This window comes from Corallococcus sp. M7 (assembly GCF_054512695.1).
Genome location: NZ_CM137252.1, coordinates 5,855,210 through 5,871,529, shown reverse-complemented (window position 1 = coordinate 5,871,529; position 16,320 = coordinate 5,855,210). Strand labels below are relative to the sequence as shown.

The following is a 16,320-nucleotide window of genomic DNA, read 5'->3' as shown; positions in this document are numbered from 1 at the left end:
GGGAGGCAGGCGGACAGGCGGTGGCCCGGTCCCAGGAAGACATGCGAGGCCCCCGGCCTCACTCGTCCGTGACGTCCACTTCCGCGATCAGGCCTGTTGCATCGAACGTGACCTTCCATCGCTGGGTCACGTCCTTGCCGTACACCGCGCGGTAGGTCCGTGACAGGTGGTCCGTGGAGTCCTTCACGAGGACCCACCGGCTCAGCGGAGGCATTCCGCCGAGCTTCATGCGGAACCAATCGTTCATGTCCGCGAGCTCGTCCTTCGCGGTCCCGGTGAAGTGGCGGGCTTCCGCCTTGCCCTGACTCAGTGCGGGCACGAGGGCCTTGATGGTCTCTGTCCGCTCGGGATTGGAGTCAGTGATGCCGGGCTCGTTCAGGAAGGGCGGAGGCGACAGATAGAAGTTCGCCACGCCGTGGGCGAGGGCCGGGACCAGCTTCCGCTGGTTCGTCAGCACCACCACGGCCAGCTTGTCGTCCGGGTAGTAGACCGTGTCGGAGAGTGCCGGGCCGCCGCTGTGGGCCACTTCGCGACGTCCCCGGTACTGGCCCACGGTCCAGCCCACCGCGAAGCCGCTGGCCTTACCGTCGTTGAGCTTGGGCGGCGTCCACATGGCGGCGCGCAGGTCCGAATTCAAGAGCTTGTCGCTCATCAGTGCGGACACGAATCGAGACATGTCCGTCACGGTGGAGAACAGGCCGCCGGCCGACAGCGTGTAATACGGGTACATGAACCAGTATTGCTGCTGGTGATCCGTCTTCCACTGGTAGGTCGCCGAGCGTTCCGTGACGACGTCGCTGGTCAGGACGACGTGCTGCTCGGTGAGGGTGGCATGGTCGAAGCCGCTGTTCGTCATGCCCAGGGGCGTGAAGATGCGGTCTCTCAGGAGCTGTTCGTAGGGCGCGCCGCCGGCCTTCTCCAGGACATGGGTGAGGAGCACGAAGTCGTCTGACCCATAGGCGTTCTTCTCGCCAGGAGCTGACGCAAGCGGAGCCCTCTTCGCCGTATCAATCGCGGCCGTGACGCTGGCGTTGTCCGCGTCCACGGGGCCAGGCTTCAAGCCAGACGTGTGACTGGCGAGATGAAGCAGGGTGATGTCCTTCCAGGCGGGAGGACACTCGGAGATGTACTGACAGACACGGTCGTCCAGCCGGAGCTTTCCCTGGCCCACGAAGTCCATCAGCAGGACCGCCGTGAACATCTTGGTGCCGGAAGCAATCTGGAATGCAGTGCGAGTGCTCGCGGGGGCTTTCCACTCGAGATTCGCCGTGCCGTAGGCCGCGAGCTTGATGACCTTGCCGTCACGCACCACGGCAACAGCGGCGCCAGGAATGTGATTGCGAGCCATCTCCGCACGCAGGAACGCATCCACCTTGTCCGGCGCGGCCCAAGCCCACTGCGCCCATCCCAAAACAAGCAGCAAGCTCCATCTGTGAAGGGGCATGATCAGTTTTCCGGCTGGGCGCTCGGAATCTCCAGGAGCGATTCCGTGAAGGCGAAGAGCTTCGTGTCATCCGGCCGTAGGTTGCTCAGGAAGATGACGGTGCGGCCATCTTCGAGGATGCGCCAGGAGACGGTGCGATAGGCGCCGCACGTCCCATCGTTCGTCGCGGCGTTCTGGGTCACCAGTCGTGGGTTCTTGAAGGTCCGGACGCGTCCACCCAGGGCGTACGAAGACTCGGGACGCTCAACCGTCAGGAGTGCCTTCCTGGACTCCGACGACAGGAGCTTCCCCGAGAGCACTCCGTGATTCAGGCGGAGCAGGTCATCCGCGGTGCTGTAGAAGCCGCCAGCGGTCACGAGGTAGCTCGGAAGCGTGTAGACGCGACGCTCCGCCTTGGGCTTCAGCGAGCGGTAGCCCAACGCGAGGTTGGGAATCTTCCCGGCTTCGCCCGCCGCGATGCCGCTGTCCGTCATGCGCAAGGGCTTGAACACAAGCCGCTGAGCAAGCTCCGCGTAGGAGCCTCCGGAAACACGCTCCAGGATCGCCTGCACGAGAATCCAGTTGGTGATGTTGTAGTCAAAGCGGGAGCCCGGCGTGAACACCAAGTCACCGCTCGCGTACCGGGTCACGGCTTCGGCCACGGGACGCGTTTCCTTTTCGATGCTGGGGTCCTTCTTGGCTGCGTCCATGAGCCCATTGGGCAGGCCGCTGCCATGGCTGATCAGGTGACGCAGGGTGATCTGTTTCCCCGTGTCCGCGCGGTACTCCGGGAGGTACGTGAGGATGGGCTCGTCGAGCGACAGCTTCCCGTCATCCACCATCCGGAGGACCACGATGGACGTCAGCCACTTGCTCACCGACCCCACGAAGAAGCGGCTGTTCCGCTTGATCCGCTTCGCGGACTCGGCGTCCATGACTCCGAACGTCTCGACGTACTCAACATGTGAGCCCTTGCCCACCAGGGCGACACCGTTGAAATCCGTGTCCGCGGCGAACTGTTGGACCTGCACCGGGAGCAGGTCCTCTGCATGCGCAGGAAGCGCGAAGCAGAGGCTGACAATCAGCCCTTGGCAGGTCACTTTGAAGGGGTTCACAGGCAAGAGGTGCCTCAATGGATGTGGGGTCGATGGTCGGTCAGTCGAATCCTGAGTACGTCGGGGGGCGACGCCGATTGCATGAAATCGGCTCTCCCCTGGAGTGCCAGGGGATTCAAAGAGCCGGCCCTGCGTCCTCAACGCCCACCAATCTTCGGGAATCGATCGTAGGCTCTCAGGAGCGCGTCCAGGTGCGCTGGCTTGTCGAGATCAAGTGGCGCGTCCGTGAGTTGCACGACCCATCCATTCGTCTCAGTGCGTCGTGTCCGCGAGAGCAGGTCCGCGTCGCGCGCAGGATCAGGATATCCGATCGCTCTCGCAGACTCCGCCGACCAATAGTTCAGCCATCCCAGGCGGTGTGGAATTTCAGGCGAGGAGATGTCCCAGGAGAATTTGAGGGCTGGGAGTCCTTTCGGTGGGGAAGGGGGGCCCGCCATTGTCGGGGCCGTCTGCTCCGCGATTTCGACCGCTGCCTTGAATGGCGTGGCATGACCCCAGAGTGCTCGTGCTCCGACTGCGATGGCTTCCAACGCATTCGCTGCGTCGATGGGGCTGAAAGCCTCCATCCGGAAATCAGCGTGGACCTCGAAGTGCGGTGGTCCCTCCGAAGCAAGTCCGTTCGGGTTCTCCCAGCCTGAAATGGTGACGAGGTTGTTGTCATCGTCATTGCACAGGAAGGGGAGCTTGCCGCTCAGACCGTTTGCAACAACCCACTCGTCGCGGTTGGACAACGGGATGAGGTCCTCTTTCTCTGAAGAGGTCCACTTCAGGTGCAGACCGGGAAGTGCTTGCTCCAGTCCGTGGATGATGGTGAGTGCGCGGCCGTCGTTGCTCTGGGAACCAGGTGCATATGCAATCACTACCAGTTCGATAGGGTTGGAGGGCATTCAGCACCAATCCATCATGACAACGTGGAGGGATGGATCCGCGAGCTTCAATTCAGCCCGATGCGCTTCGCTGCGCACTCCAATAACGAAGTCGTAGCCACACTCTCTGGCGAGCTTGGCTTCGCGTTGCAGTTCGGTCAGCTTCATGGAGACGAAGAATCTTCGGGAGCGGAGGGAGTGCTTCTCGAAATCGTCTGTCTTGACCTCCCACAGCGTTCGACGGGACAGCACCAGGGCGTCGTAGTGCTTGCCATTGATGAGCACGTTGAAGCCAGGAAAGCTGTTGCCGAGAATCTTGTCGGCGCACTCATTGTGCGGATCGTTCCCTCCCCGAGGCGGGCCCAAGACAGGTCTGCACTCTGGCCTGCGATCCCGCTCGAATGGGTCATTCGGTGATGGCGGAAACAAGTCTTGCCCCGAAGGCTGGGGGCTGGGTTTTCGATTTCTTGAGGCTTCCTGCTCGTCGGATTCAATCCTCTGCATGGGGATGGGGTGTTCGGCCGCTTCCGGCCAATCCGCCTCATCCATTGCTTCCTTGATGGCGACCGCCACCACCACCACGCCGATGACGATGACTGCGCCTACGACGACCTCCGGTGCGGCCAGGACACAGAGGCCGATTCCCAGTGTGGCGGCTTCAGCAGAAGCGACCGTGCATCTTCCTGAGCGATCGGTGAACCGGACACGATCCTGGTCGAGGACGTGAAAGCACCGCTCCGTCAGAACAGGCCATGGCTGAGCAGATTCTCGGACGACGCACCGTCCTTCGTCCGTCCACGGCAGGCTTGCTGCTCGCTGGAGGTTGGCGCGCCTTGGAGATCGGCTTTCACGCGCCGCTGGTGTCGCGCATGCCGTCATGAACAACAGAAGCGTGGCGAGTGCTCCGAGTTTCAAGGTCACAGCCTCTCCGTTGGGCACACGCTTCGGACTGCGAGCAGAGTCGGACAACAGCCAATCCGACTCTGCCTCACGGCGGTGACTACGCGGTCGCCGACCGCACCGCCTCACGAATCGCACCGGACTCCACCAGCGCCGTGACCGCGGAGATGTCGTGATGCAGCTCGCGGTCCCGGTCCATGTGCGGAACCTTGCCGCGGATCAGCTCGTACGCCGCCAGCACGCCCTTGCCGGGCTTCACCGGCTGACGGAAGTCCAGCGCCTGCGCCGCGACCAGTAGCTCAATCGCCAGACACGAACGCGCGAACTCCGAGACCTGACGGCCCTTCAGCGCCGCTGTCATGCCCATGGACACGTGGTCCTCGCGGCCCGCGGAGGAGGGGATGGAGTCCACCGACGCCGGGTGGCTCAGGATTCGCGACTCGGCCACCAGGGCCGCTGCGGTCACCTGGGCGATCATGAACCCGCTGTTCAACCCACTGTTCTTCGCCAGGAACGCGGGCAGACCCGAGAGGCTCGGGTTCACCATCTGCTCCACTCGACGCTCACTGATGCTCGACAGCTGCGTCAGCGCCATGGCCACCACGTCCATCGCCAGTGAGATGGGCTGACCGTGGAAGTTGCCTCCGGAGATGATGTTGCCCGTGTCCGGGAACACCAGCGGGTTGTCCGTTCCGCTGTTCACCTCCACCTCCAGGATGCGACGCGCGAACGCCAATCCCTCTCGCGCCGAGCCGTGCACCTGCGGGATGCACCGCAGGCTGTACGGGTCCTGCACCTTGCTGCAGTTGACGTGCGTCTCCACCAGCTCGCTGCCCTTCAGGATCCGGCGCAGGTGCTCCGCCACCGCCTTCTGGCCCGCGTGCGGGCGCACCGCGTGGATCTCCGGCAGGAACGGCTTGTGGCTGCCCAAGAGGCCCTCCACCGTCATCGCTCCCGCGATGTCCGCCACGTCCGCCAGCAGCTCCGCCCGCAGCTGCGTCAGCGTGCCCACCGCACACATCGCCTGCGTGCCGTTGATCAGCGTCAGGCCTTCCTTCGCCTCCAGCACCACCGGCTTCAGGCCCGCCTTCTCCAGCGCCTGCTTCGACGGCATCCGCACGCCCTCGAAGAACGCCTCACCCTCGCCAATCAGCACCAGCGCCAGGTGCGCCAGCGGGGCCAGGTCTCCGGACGCGCCCACGCTTCCCCGCTCGGGGACCACGGGCACCACGTCCTTGTTCAACATGTCGATGGCCAGCCCCAGCGTCTCCATCCGGATGCCGCTGAAGCCCTTCGCCAGCACGTTGGCCCTCAGCAGCAGGAGCACCCGGGCCTCCGGCAGGGGCAGGGGATTTCCCACGCCACAGGCGTGCGACAGGATGAGGTTTCGCTGCAGGTCCCGCAGGTCCTTCCGGTCGATCCGCACCTCCGCCAGCGTGCCGAAGCCCGTGTTGATGCCGTAGGACGGCGTGTCTCCGGCCGCCACCCGGTCCACCAGGGCACGAGACGCCTGCACCCGCTTCGCGGCTTCGGGGGCGAGCTCCACCGTGACTTCGTGGCGGGAGACCTGGAGGATCTCCTCCAGCTTCAGGGTGTCACCATCGATGAGGAGGCGGGGGCGGGACATGTTCTGGCTACTCCGGGAATGCGGCTTGAAAGTCGTTGGGCCACGAACGCTAGCGGATTCGTGGCAGGCAGGTTGAGGGCCCTTTACACCCAGGCCCCGGCGCCCATATAGCCTGCGCCCGTCCGTGCAGGGAGGTCGTGAGTCCCGTGGCCCTCATCGTCCAGAAGTACGGCGGTACCTCGGTGGGTGACACCGAGCGCATGAAGAACGTCGCGCGCCGCTGCCTCGCCGCCCAGAAGGCCGGCCATGACGTCGTGGTCGTCGTCTCCGCCATGTCCGGCGAGACCAACCGCCTGCTCAAGCTCGTGGCGCAGATCACCGACCGGCCCGACGAGCGCGAACAGGACGTCGTCGTCGCCACCGGCGAGCAGGTGTCCATCGGGCTCGTCGCCATGGCCATCCAGGCGCAGGGCGGGAAGGCCGTGAGCTTCCTCGGCCACCAGGTGCGCATCGTCACCGACAGCACCTTCTCCAAGGCGCGTATCAAGAGCATCGACGCGGAGCCCATCCGCGCCGCGCTGAAGCAGGGGAAGATCGTCGTCGTCGCCGGCTTCCAGGGCGTGGACGAGACGGGCAGCGTCACCACGCTCGGCCGCGGCGGGTCCGACACGACGGGCGTCGCGCTGGCCGCCGCGCTCAAGGCCGACGCGTGTGAAATCTATACGGACGTCGACGGCGTCTACACCACCGACCCCAACGTGTGCCCGGCCGCGAAGAAGCTGGACCGCATCACCTACGAGGAGATGCTGGAGCTGGCCAGCCTGGGCGCCAAGGTGCTGCAGATCCGCTCGGTCGAATTCGCCATGAAGTACAAGGTGCCCCTGTGGGTGAAGTCTTCCTTCACCGAGGATCCGGGCACGCTCGTCTGCGAGGAGGACGCATCCATGGAGGACGTGCTGGTTCGAGGGGTCGCCTACGACCGGAACGAGGCGAAGATCACCGTGGTGGGCGTGCCGGATCAGCCGGGCGCCGCGGCGAAGCTCTTCGGGGCGCTCGACGCGAAGCACATCGTGGTGGACCTCATCGTGCAGAACCTGTCCCGCGACGGGCGCACCGACGTCACCTTCACCGTCGCCAAGTCGGACTTCGCCAAGGTCCACGAGGTCGTGAAGCAGGCCGCGCAGGACGTGGGCGCCACCGGCGTCGAGGTCGATGACGCCATCGCCAAGGTGTCCATCGTCGGCGTGGGCATGCGCAACCACTCGGGCGTGGCGGCGCGGATGTTCCAGACGCTCTCCCAGGAGGGCATCAACATCCAGCTCATCTCCACGTCGGAGATCAAGACCTCCTGCGTGATCCACACGAAGTACACGGAGCTGGCGGTGCGCGCGCTGCACACGGCCTTCGGGCTGGACGCGCCGCCCCCCGTGACGGCCAACCCCACCGTGTCGGAAGTGGACGCGCTCAAGGGGCAGAAGGCCTGAAGCGGTTCGGGCGCACGTCCGCGCTCGCGGCGTTGTCCCTGGGGCTGCTCGCCCTGGGCTTCATGGCCCGGGCGCGGTGGCCGGAGTCGCGGCCCTCGCTCGACTGCCCGCCGGAGGCCGTGCGGCTGGACCCGGCGGGACTGGCCACGTGTGGCCCGGGTGCGGTGCCGAAGGGGGCACAGGCGCTCGCGCTGGGGCTCAAGCTGGACCTCAACGCGGCCTCCGAGTCCGAGCTGGCTCTGTTGCCCGGTGTAGGCCGTGACCTCGCCAGACGGCTGGTGTCCGCCCGCGAGGAGCAGGGCCGGTTTTCGAGCTGGGCGGACGTGGACGCCGTGCCCGGTGTGGGCGCTGCCAAGTTGGAGACCCTCCGGGCAGCCACCGTGTTGGACGCGGCGGCGGCCAATGGGGGCGTGTGGTAAGCACGGCCGGTGCAGATCGCCTGCCCGCAATGCTCGATGCAGTACGTGCTGGATGCCCGACTCCTGCCGCCTGGCGGCGCTTCGGTGCAGTGCACGCGGTGTGGCCACGTGTTCAAGGCTTCGCCCACCGGTGTCATGGCTCCCGCGCCGAAGATTCCTCCGGCGGGTGGGGGAGACCGGTCGGGTGCGCAGTCGTCCACGCAGATCTTCGGCGGTGAGGGCGCTTCCAGCCTGAAGTCCACGAACCTGTTCGCGGGTTCCACCACGGCCTCCGGATCCTTCGTTCCGCAGCCGACTCCGGCCACGGGTTCGCTGACTTCGTCCGGCGTGATTCCTCCGCCTCCGTCCATCGCTCCGGTCGCGGCGCCGCCTCCCGCGGCGTCCAGCACACTGCCTCCGGCGGCGATGGGCACGACGCGGGCCTTCGGGGCCGTAGGGACCGGAGAGGTCGCGCCACCCGCGGCGACGGTGGGGCAGGGTGCGGCTCCTGGGGCGACGACGCGCGCGTTCGGCGCTGTCTCCGCTTCGTCCTCGGGTTCGTTCCGCCTCGCGGAGCCGGGTGCTTCAGCGCGCGGGCCGGAGGGTGTCGGAGCAACGCGTGCGTTCGGCGCCGTGACGGGCCCCGCGCCTTCCGGTGCTGCCGACGCAGGCATTGGCTCGACCCGTGCGTTCGGTGCGGTGTCGGATTCCGCGCCCTCCAGTGCCGCCGACGCGAGCATCGGCTCGACCCGAGCGTTTGGCGCGGTGCCGGACGCCGCGCCCTCCGGTGCCGCCGACGCGAGCATCGGCTCGACCCGTGCGTTCGGTGCGGTGCCGGGGCCTTCAGGTGCGCCGGTAGCCGAGGCGGTCGGATCCACCCGTGCGTTCGGTGCAGTGCCGGGGCCTTCAGGTGCGCCGGTAGCCGACGCGATTGGATCCACCCGTGCGTTCGGTGCAGTGCCAGGCCCCTCGGGTTCACCTGTGGCCGACGCGATTGGATCCACCCGTGCGTTCGGTGCGGTACCGGGCCCTACAGCTTCTGGTTCGGTCGAGGCGGGTGGCCCGACGCACGCGTCCGCCCCCCGGTCCTTCGAGGACATCTCGCCTTCGGGCGAGCCCGTGGATCCGCCTTGGTCGGCTGCGAGCGGTTCACGCTCCAAGCTCGTTCCGGAAGGCCACGGCGACGCGCCCTGGGCGACCTCCGCGCCGACCTCGACCGTCTCCCTTCCCGGCGATGACGCTCCCTTCGCTCCCACCGAGCCCTCCCGGCCCGCGGCTTCGCCCTCCGGCGCGTCGGTGCTCGGGGGCGGTCTGGACCGGCCCCTTCCTTCCCGGAAGCCCTCCGGCGAGCTGCCTCCGGAGCTGCTCGGGGCCTCCTCCCGTGGCGGCGCCCTCGTCATCGAGGACGGCAACCGGCGGTCCTCCTCGGTGAGCTGGGTGCTCCTCGGGCTCATGGTGCTCGCGGGCATCCTCCTGGCCGGGTACCTGGCGTATCCCGTCTTCCGCGACCGCAATTCGGCCATGCCCGTGGAGGCCGTGGCGAAGAAGGAAGAGGCCGTGCAGGCCCTTCGCTCCGATGACGCCCCCACGCGCGAACAGGCCATCCAGAACCTCAAGGTCCTGGCCACCGCCCATCCCAAGTACGCCGAGGTCCAGGCCGAGCTGGCCGTGGCCTACACCCTCCAACTGGGCGACCTGCACGCCGAGTTCGACCGGCTGAACCTCCAGTCCAACGCGATCAAGCGGGACATCGACGAGGTCACCACCGCGAAGGCGTCGCCAGGATGGATGGCCCAGTCCAACGCGCTCCACGACGACCTGCGCGAAGTCGAGCGCGCCATGCAGCCGCTGCGCACCGAGATCGCCGAGCGGCGCAAGGTGCTCGACGCGCTGGTGGAGAACCTCCGGGCCGCTCCGGACGTGGAGCCCGCCGCCACCGTTGCCGCGCGCCTCAAGGCCCAGGCCCTCTACGCCGCGGTGACGGGCGCCCCCAACGCCCTGGCCCTCGCGGAGCGCCTGCGCCAGGCGGAGCTCAAGCCGGTCTGGAGCGTCCTTGCCCGCGCCGAATACGCCCTCGGCTCCGGCTCGCCCGCCACCATCCAGGCTGTCTCCGAGGAGCTGGGAGCGCTGCGAGCACAGGACCGCTACCTCTTCCGCGCCTTCGTCCTGGGCGCCCGGCTGGCCATCCGCCAGGGCGATGCGGACACGGCCCGCAAGCTGCTGGACGAAGTGGTGGCGCTCAACCCCAAGCACGACCTAGCCAGGCGCATGCTCGCTCAAACCGCGGCCCTCGCACCCTCGCCCTGAAACGTTGACCGGATCACCTCCGTCTCACCCTGGAGAAACTCCAGTCCGTCCCGGGGGCTCGCTGGCTCCCTCGCCCTGAAGTGCCTCTGGACGCCCAGGCACGCACCTTGCTTCGTGCATGGGCGTCGAGGACTCGGGGTTCGGAGGGTGGGTCGATGGCGGAGGTCTTCTTCTGGTGCGCGGCGCTTGCGCTCGTGCACACTTATTTTCTCTATCCCTTGAGCCTGTTCGCCCTGGAGGGCGCGGCCCAGGTCTTCCAGAACCTGCGGAAGATGCGCTCGGGTGAGGCCGCCAGGACGGGCGTCAAGGCCAGCGCGTTGCCCTCGGTGAGTCTGGTGGTGGCCGCCTACAACGAGGCGGACTGCATCGAGTCGAAGCTGAAGAACAGCCTGGCGCTGGACTACCCGGCGGACCGCTTCGAGGTCGTCATCGGTTCGGACGGCTCCACGGACGGCACGGATGGGCTCGTGCAGAAGTGCACGGATCCGCGCGTGCGCCTGTCGCCCGCGGCTCGCGCCGGCAAGACGACGGTGCTCAACCGCTGCATTCCGTCCGCGCACGGCGACATCGTCCTGCTGTCGGACGCGAACACGATGATCGACGCGGACGCGGTGCGGAAGATTGTCCGCCACTTCGAGGATCCGGAGGTCGGCGCCGTCTGCGGCAAGCTGCGCCTCTACAACCCCACGAAGCAGGACTACGAGGAGAGCGCGTACTGGAGCTACGAGTCCCTCATCAAGATGTACGAGGGCCGGCGCGGCGCGGTGGTGGGGGCCAACGGCGGCCTCTACGCCATCCGGCGCTCGCTCTTCACGCAGCTGCCGCCGTCCACCATCGTGGATGACTTCGTGATTCCGCTGCGCATCCTGGAGAGCGGCTACAAGGTCGTCTACGAGGAGGGCGCCGTCGCCCACGAGGAGACGACGGAGGACTACGGCAAGGAGTTCGGCCGGCGCGCGCGCATCGCGGCGGGCAACTTCCAGAGCCTGCGCCTCGTGCCCGGGCTGCTGCTGCCCACCGCGGGCTTCGCCGCCTTCGCCTTCTGGTCGCACAAGCTCTTGCGCTGGTGCGCTCCGGCGCTGATGGCGCTGGCGCTCGTCGCCAACCTGTTCCTGCTCGACAGCCTGTTCTACCGCTTCACGCTGGGCGCGCAGTTGGGCTTCTACGCCCTGGCGTACCTGGGCCGCTCCGGCGTCTTCAAGAGCGGCGCGGCGAAGAAGGCCACGTCCATCGCGTACTACTTCGTGACCATGAACGCGGCCATCGCCGTGGGCTTCTGGCGCTTCCTGCGCAACTCGCAGCGCGCCGCGTGGGACCGCACCGCCCGCGTGCCGACGTCCACGTCGACCTGACCTTCAACCGATTTGGCAGTCCAGGCCCGCCGGTTCCCCGCGGCGCTCCGGCTGGTTCCGGAAGCGCACGGATGGAATCGGCGGGCTTTCCTTTTCCAGCTTCAGCGCGCCGCCACGGCCATGGGCTTCGCGGAGCCGGAGGGCAGCACGCTGCCGAACGCGGCGAAGAGCTGGCCGGTGAGCACGTGCGGCTGACCGGGGGCGGGGCTTCGCAGCATGTCGTTGAGGATCTCGCCCGTCTTCGGGTCGCGGGCCATGTGCGGGCGCGCCAAGTTCATCCGGTAGCGCACCACGCCGCGCTTCACGCGGTGGATGACGGTGACCGTGCCGTCCGAGTCCACGCCGTCCACCAGGCCCACGTGGGTGAGGCCGTCGTTGCGCCGGCCGTCGCGGTTCTGATCGTACGTCTCGCGGAAGAACACCAGGTCGCCCGGCACGGGACGCCCGCTCGTGTACACGCGGCCGTTCGCCTGGGCGTAGCGGTACATCGCGGTGACGCCGTTGTCCCCGGGCTTGATCGTGCCCCGGAACTTCACGCCCGCCTGGGCGTAGGTGGCCTCGATGAGCGCGGTGCAGTCCGCCGGGTAGCGCTTGCCGTTCACCTGCACGGACGACTGGCCCACCAGGGCGCGCGCCGTGTCCAGCACGCGCTCGCGGGGATTACCTGTGGGGGCAGGGCGCGCGGCCGTCTGCTTCGCGGGCGTGACGCGCGGCTTCGCGGGGGCCTTGGCCTTGGCGGGCGCCTTCGCCACCGCCGGGGCCTTGCTCGGGGCAGGGGACTTCGCGGGGGCGCTCTCACGGACCGCCACCTCCTCGGACAGCGCGGCGCGCGGGAAGGCCGGCGGGGAGGCGGAGCGGTAGCGCACGGCATCCGACGCCACCCAGGTCCCCGTGGGGGAGCCCGTCGCACAGCCCGTCGTCATCGCCAGCATCGCCATCCATGCGCCCAGCTTCATGGCCACCTCGTCCTGTAGCGTCCTGGGACAGAGGCTCCCTCCGCTGGGGCGTGTAGGCAAGAAAACCACCCAGGCAACCGGGCGGAGCGGCTCGGGTTTTCGGCCGGAGGCGGGTGGGGTATTGCTGGAGGGGATGCCCACCTTCCGCCGCGCCCTCGCCCTCGTGCTCCTGGCCACCGGTTGCTCGCACATGTCCTTCGAGAAGGCCAGCGAGCTGGACACCGTGCAGGCCTACCAGGACTTCCTGCGCGAGAACCCGGATGATCCCGAGGCCACGACGGCCCAGGGGCGCATCGAGGGGCTGGAGTTCGACGAGGCGAAGCGGCTGCACTCGGTCATCGCCTACAAGCGCTTCCTGGAGACGTACCCGGACGCGCCGCAGCAGCCTCGGGTGAAGTCGCTGCTGGAGGGCCTGCGCTTCAACGCCGCGAAGGAGGCGGACACGGAGGCCGGCTGGCGGCAGTTCCTCGCCGAGCACCCCGACGGCGCCCACCGCGACGAGGCGCGCGCGAAGCTACAGGCGGCGCAGGAGCGCGACGTCCAGACGACCACGGACCTCAACCGCGTGTCCCAGCTCCTCCAGGGCGAGGCCGCCGGCGCGCGCCGCGACGAGCTGGAGCGCAAGCTGGACGACGAGTCCTTCGCCCAGGCCCGGGACGCCGGGAAGCTCTTCGCCTACCTGCGCGACTTCCCCGCGGGCGCGCACCGCGAGGAGGCCCGCGTCAAGCTGCTGGAGCTGGAGGTGGAGGGGCTGCTCGTCTCCGGGCTGGTGGACGAGGCCGAGGCGAAGGTGAAGGTCCACCCGCTGGGGCCGAAGCTGACGGGCTTCCCCGCGCGCCTGGCCCGCGCCCGCGAGGAGCAGGGCGCCCTCTCCCGCACCGAGCCCGCCGTCCGCGCGATGCAGGCGGGCCACTACCTGCGCGACCTGGAGGACCTGAAGCGCGCGCTCGTGGCGCCGGATCCGCTGGACCGCTGGCAGGCGGCGGAGGAGATGGGCCAGCACGTCTCCGTGCGCGCGGTGGATCCGCTGCTGGAGGCGTTGCGCACGGCGCGCAACCCGCTGATCCGCCAGAACGCGCTGTCGTCGCTGCGCTCGGTGCTCTCCGCGCTGCCGGCCCCCGTGGCCGGCTATGAGGTCGCCGTGCGGCTGGAGTCCCTGCGCGAGCGCGCCAGCAGCCCGGAGCTCTACATCACCGTGGCGGCGCTCCTGGACCTGAGCGGCCAGCTGGAGCAGGCCGCCAGCCAGTACCAGCGCGTCTATGAGTCCGGCGGCACGGATCCGGTGGTGCTCTGGCGTTGGGTGCAGCTGCGCGAGCAGCGCCGCCAGGCGTTCTCCGCGGCGGTGGCGGCCCGGCAGCTCGCCGTGTGGGCCCAGACGACCGCGCGCGAGGAGCTCGTGTCCGCGGAGGGTGGCGTGCCCCTGGCGTCGGCCCGTCAGCTCTGCGCGGCGGTGGTGGACGCGCGCTTCGCGGCCCAGGCCATCGCCCGGGTCCGCAACGAGAAGACGGAGTTCCCCGAGGACATGGCCACCTTCGAGCGCACCGCCCAGGACGCCGTGCGGCTGGCCGAGGCGAAGCTCGCGGACGCGGAGCTGCTCCTGCGCCAGCAGCACCCCGGTGTGCGCACCTGCGCGGATCAACAGGTCGCCGAGCGCCTGTCGCAGGGCGTGAAGGAGCGCACCCAGGCGCTCCAGCAGGCCGCCAGCGCGAAGCTGCCCAGGCCCGTGGGCACGCTGCTCCTGGAGCTGGCCCGAGAGCGGGATCCCTCTCCGGAGGTCCGCGCCGCGGCGGCCTCCCGGTTGGCTGGATCCACCCCTCCCTGAGACGGACTGGCGGACCGGACGGCGGCGGTTAGAGTCCCAGCCCCCCATGGCCGCCCCCCTGCCGCTGATCCACGCCGTCCCCGCCGGAGCGCCCTCGCGCCGTCTGGACCTGGAGGGCGCGCTCAATGACGAGCAGCGCGCGGCCGTGGAAGCAGGGGAGGGGCCCGTGCTCGTCATCGCCGGGGCGGGCTCCGGCAAGACGCGCACGCTCACCTACCGCGTGGCGCGCATGCTGGAGCGGGGCGTCCCGCCGTCGTCGCTCTTGCTGCTCACGTTCACCAACAAGGCCGCGCGCGAGATGATCCGCCGCGTGGAGGAGCTGGCCGGCGGCTTCGCGGACGTGGGCAGTCTCCTGGGCGGCACCTTCCACCACGCGGCGCACGTGCTCCTGCGCCAGCATGCGGGCGCGCTGGGCTTCTCCACCGGCTTCACGGTGCTGGACCGCGAGGACGCACGCGACCTGATGGCCACGTGCCTGGCGGAGCGGAAGCTGCGAAGCGACAAGCGCTTCCCGCGTCCAGACGCGCTGTTGGACCTGGTCTCCCTGGCCACCAACCTCCAGCAGCCCGTGTCTCAGGTGCTGGTGGACCGGCGCAGGGAGATGCTGCCCGTGGCCCCGGAGGTGTTCGCCACCGCGCGGCGCTTCCAGCAGCGCAAGGCGCAGCTGCACCTGATGGACTACGACGACCTGCTCGCGCACCTGAAGCGGCTCCTGGAGGACCACCCGTCCATCCGCGCGGAGCTCACCGGGCGCTTCCAGGGCGTGCTCGTGGACGAGTACCAGGACACGAACCGCCTCCAGGGCGACCTCGTGGACCTGCTCGTGGGCGAGCGCAAGAACCTCACCGTCGTGGGCGACGACTGCCAGTCCATCTACAGCTTCCGGGGCGCGGAGTTCACCAACATCATCGACTTCCCCCAACGCTACCCCGGCTGCGGCATCTACCCGCTCACCCGCAACTACCGCTCCACGCCCCAGGTGCTGCGGCTGGCCAACGCCGTCATCGCGCGCAACACCCGCCAGTTCCCCAAGGCGCTCGTGTCCGACGGCGCGCCCGGCCCGGTGCCCCAGGTGGTGCCCACCCGCGACGTGAAGGCCCAGGCCGCCTTCGTCGCCGAGCGCGTCCTGGAGCTGCGCGCCCGAGGGGAGCGCCTGGAGTCCATGGCGGTGCTCTACCGCGCCCACCTGCACTCGCTGGAGCTCCAGTTGGAGCTGACGCGCCACGGGCTTCCCTTCCGCGTGCGCTCCGGGGTGCGCTTCTTCGAGCAGGCCCACGTCAAGGACGCGCTCGCCCACCTGCGCTGGGCGCACAACCGGACCGACGAGCTGGCCTTCAAGCGGCTCGCGCGGCGGCTCTCCGGCGTGGGCACCGCCAGCACCGAGCACCTGTGGACCGCCCTGTCCGCGCTGCCCCCGGAGCTGTCCCTCGCGGAAGCGCTGGCCCATCCGGACGTCCAGGCTCACGTGCCGAAGAAGGCGCAGGCCGGCTTCCAGCGCTTCCAGGCCCTGATGACCACCCTGTCCGCGACCGGGCCCCGGGGGCCCCGGAGCCCGGGCGCGCTGCTCGCGGACGTGCTGGCGGCTCGCGAGCCCCAGGCCACCCCGGACGGGACGGACCCGCGCGCGGAGGACCTGCGCCAGCTCCAGGAGTTCGCCGGCCGCTTCGAGGACGTGCCCCGCTTCCTGTCCGCCATCGCCCTGGTGGCCGAGTTCTCCGCCCGGGCCGCGCTGGAGGGCGACGGCGAGGCCCCGGACGACGTGCTCACCCTGACCACGGTGCACCAGGCCAAGGGCCTGGAGTGGCCCACGGTCTTCGTGCTGGGCCTCACCGACGGGAGGTTCCCCCTGTCGCTCGCCACGCGCGACCCGGAGGACGAGGAGGAGGAGCGCCGCCTCTTCTATGTCGCCGTCACCCGGGCCCGGGAGGCGCTGTGGCTCGTGTACCCCCACACCTCGCTGCCCCGGGAGGACGGGCGGCTCCTGCTCACCCCGTCGCGCTTCCTGGCCGAGCTGCCGGTGGGTCCTGACGCGGTGTGTGAGACGCACCCGCCCCCGGAGCCCGACGGGCCGATCCGCCTGCGCGACCTGGGGCCGGATCCCGACCGGGAGCTGTAGGCCGGCTTGGAATC

The 16,320-nt window shown here is 68.9% G+C and carries 12 protein-coding genes and 1 pseudogene; 7 read left to right on the top strand and 6 right to left on the bottom strand.

The genetic code is table 11. The annotated features are described in order from the left end of the window. Nucleotides 1–58 precede the first annotated feature (58 nt). The 5 genes from ACX114_RS23430 to hutH form a co-directional block, all read right to left on the bottom strand. The gene (locus tag ACX114_RS23430) at nucleotides 59–1,444 is read right to left on the bottom strand and encodes a serine hydrolase domain-containing protein (RefSeq protein WP_459287963.1); all 1,386 of its coding nucleotides are present in this window, start codon (nucleotides 1,442–1,444) and stop codon (nucleotides 59–61) included. A gap of 2 nt (nucleotides 1,445–1,446) precedes the next feature. After that, nucleotides 1,447–2,454 carry a serine hydrolase domain-containing protein gene (locus tag ACX114_RS23425; protein ID WP_459287961.1) on the bottom strand — a complete coding sequence of 336 codons (1,008 nt, stop codon included), beginning with the start codon at nucleotides 2,452–2,454 and terminating at the stop codon, nucleotides 1,447–1,449. Between the two features lie 221 nt (nucleotides 2,455–2,675). Next, nucleotides 2,676–3,425 (bottom strand): DUF5953 family protein, encoded by a 750-nt coding sequence (locus tag ACX114_RS23420; RefSeq protein ID WP_459287959.1) that lies wholly within the window; start codon nucleotides 3,423–3,425, stop codon nucleotides 2,676–2,678. Further along, nucleotides 3,426–4,325, bottom strand: coding sequence for a DUF6310 domain-containing protein (locus tag ACX114_RS23415; RefSeq protein WP_459287957.1), 900 nt, complete (start codon nucleotides 4,323–4,325; stop codon nucleotides 3,426–3,428). 79 nt (nucleotides 4,326–4,404) lie between these two features. Next, the gene (hutH, locus tag ACX114_RS23410) at nucleotides 4,405–5,931 is read right to left on the bottom strand and encodes a histidine ammonia-lyase (RefSeq protein ID WP_459287955.1); all 1,527 of its coding nucleotides are present in this window, start codon (nucleotides 5,929–5,931) and stop codon (nucleotides 4,405–4,407) included. 146 nt (nucleotides 5,932–6,077) lie between these two features. Between hutH and ACX114_RS23405 the strand changes: the two genes are divergently transcribed. From ACX114_RS23405 to ACX114_RS23385, 5 genes and pseudogenes are all read left to right on the top strand, one after another. After that, nucleotides 6,078–7,355 (top strand): aspartate kinase, encoded by a 1,278-nt coding sequence (locus ACX114_RS23405; protein WP_459287953.1) that lies wholly within the window; start codon nucleotides 6,078–6,080, stop codon nucleotides 7,353–7,355. A 32-nt stretch (nucleotides 7,356–7,387) separates the two neighbouring features. Then, nucleotides 7,388–7,774, top strand: a complete 387-nt coding sequence (locus tag ACX114_RS23400) for a ComEA family DNA-binding protein (protein WP_459287951.1) — start codon at nucleotides 7,388–7,390, stop codon at nucleotides 7,772–7,774. A 9-nt stretch (nucleotides 7,775–7,783) separates the two neighbouring features. Then, nucleotides 7,784–7,882 (top strand): annotated as a pseudogene (locus ACX114_RS23395) (zinc-ribbon domain-containing protein); the annotation flags it as partial. 990 nt (nucleotides 7,883–8,872) lie between these two features. After that, a complete protein-coding gene (locus tag ACX114_RS23390; RefSeq protein ID WP_459300417.1) occupies nucleotides 8,873–10,060 on the top strand; it encodes a tetratricopeptide repeat protein in 1,188 nt (395 codons plus the stop codon). A gap of 155 nt (nucleotides 10,061–10,215) precedes the next feature. Next, a complete protein-coding gene (locus ACX114_RS23385; RefSeq protein ID WP_459287949.1) occupies nucleotides 10,216–11,412 on the top strand; it encodes a glycosyltransferase family 2 protein in 1,197 nt (398 codons plus the stop codon). A gap of 101 nt (nucleotides 11,413–11,513) precedes the next feature. Here ACX114_RS23385 and ACX114_RS23380 read toward each other — a convergent pair whose 3' ends face one another. After that, the gene (locus tag ACX114_RS23380; RefSeq protein WP_459287947.1) at nucleotides 11,514–12,368 is read right to left on the bottom strand and encodes a CHAP domain-containing protein; all 855 of its coding nucleotides are present in this window, start codon (nucleotides 12,366–12,368) and stop codon (nucleotides 11,514–11,516) included. Nucleotides 12,369–12,501: 133 nt separating this feature from the next. On the opposite strand from ACX114_RS23380, the gene ACX114_RS23375 reads away from it, so the two are divergent. Both ACX114_RS23375 and ACX114_RS23370 read left to right on the top strand, forming a co-directional pair. Continuing rightward, complete coding sequence (locus ACX114_RS23375) at nucleotides 12,502–14,190, top strand: HEAT repeat domain-containing protein (protein WP_459287945.1); 1,689 nt, start codon at nucleotides 12,502–12,504, stop codon at nucleotides 14,188–14,190. 46 nt (nucleotides 14,191–14,236) lie between these two features. Continuing rightward, a complete protein-coding gene (locus ACX114_RS23370) occupies nucleotides 14,237–16,306 on the top strand; it encodes an ATP-dependent helicase (RefSeq protein WP_459287943.1) in 2,070 nt (689 codons plus the stop codon). Nucleotides 16,307–16,320: the final 14 nt, after the last annotated feature.

Bases quoted from the DNA above. Each gene is read 5' to 3' on its own strand.
- ACX114_RS23370 (WP_459287943.1), top strand. From the start codon at position 14,237: ATGGCCGCCCCCCTGCCGCTGATCCACGCCGTCCCCGCCGGAGCGCCC.
- ACX114_RS23420 (WP_459287959.1), bottom strand. From the start codon at position 3,425: ATGCCCTCCAACCCTATCGAACTGGTAGTGATTGCATATGCACCTGGT.
- ACX114_RS23385 (WP_459287949.1), top strand. From the start codon at position 10,216: ATGGCGGAGGTCTTCTTCTGGTGCGCGGCGCTTGCGCTCGTGCACACT.
- ACX114_RS23380 (WP_459287947.1), bottom strand. From the start codon at position 12,368: ATGAAGCTGGGCGCATGGATGGCGATGCTGGCGATGACGACGGGCTGT.
- ACX114_RS23375 (WP_459287945.1), top strand. From the start codon at position 12,502: ATGCCCACCTTCCGCCGCGCCCTCGCCCTCGTGCTCCTGGCCACCGGT.
- ACX114_RS23430 (WP_459287963.1), bottom strand. From the start codon at position 1,444: ATGCCCCTTCACAGATGGAGCTTGCTGCTTGTTTTGGGATGGGCGCAG.
- hutH (WP_459287955.1), bottom strand. From the start codon at position 5,931: ATGTCCCGCCCCCGCCTCCTCATCGATGGTGACACCCTGAAGCTGGAG.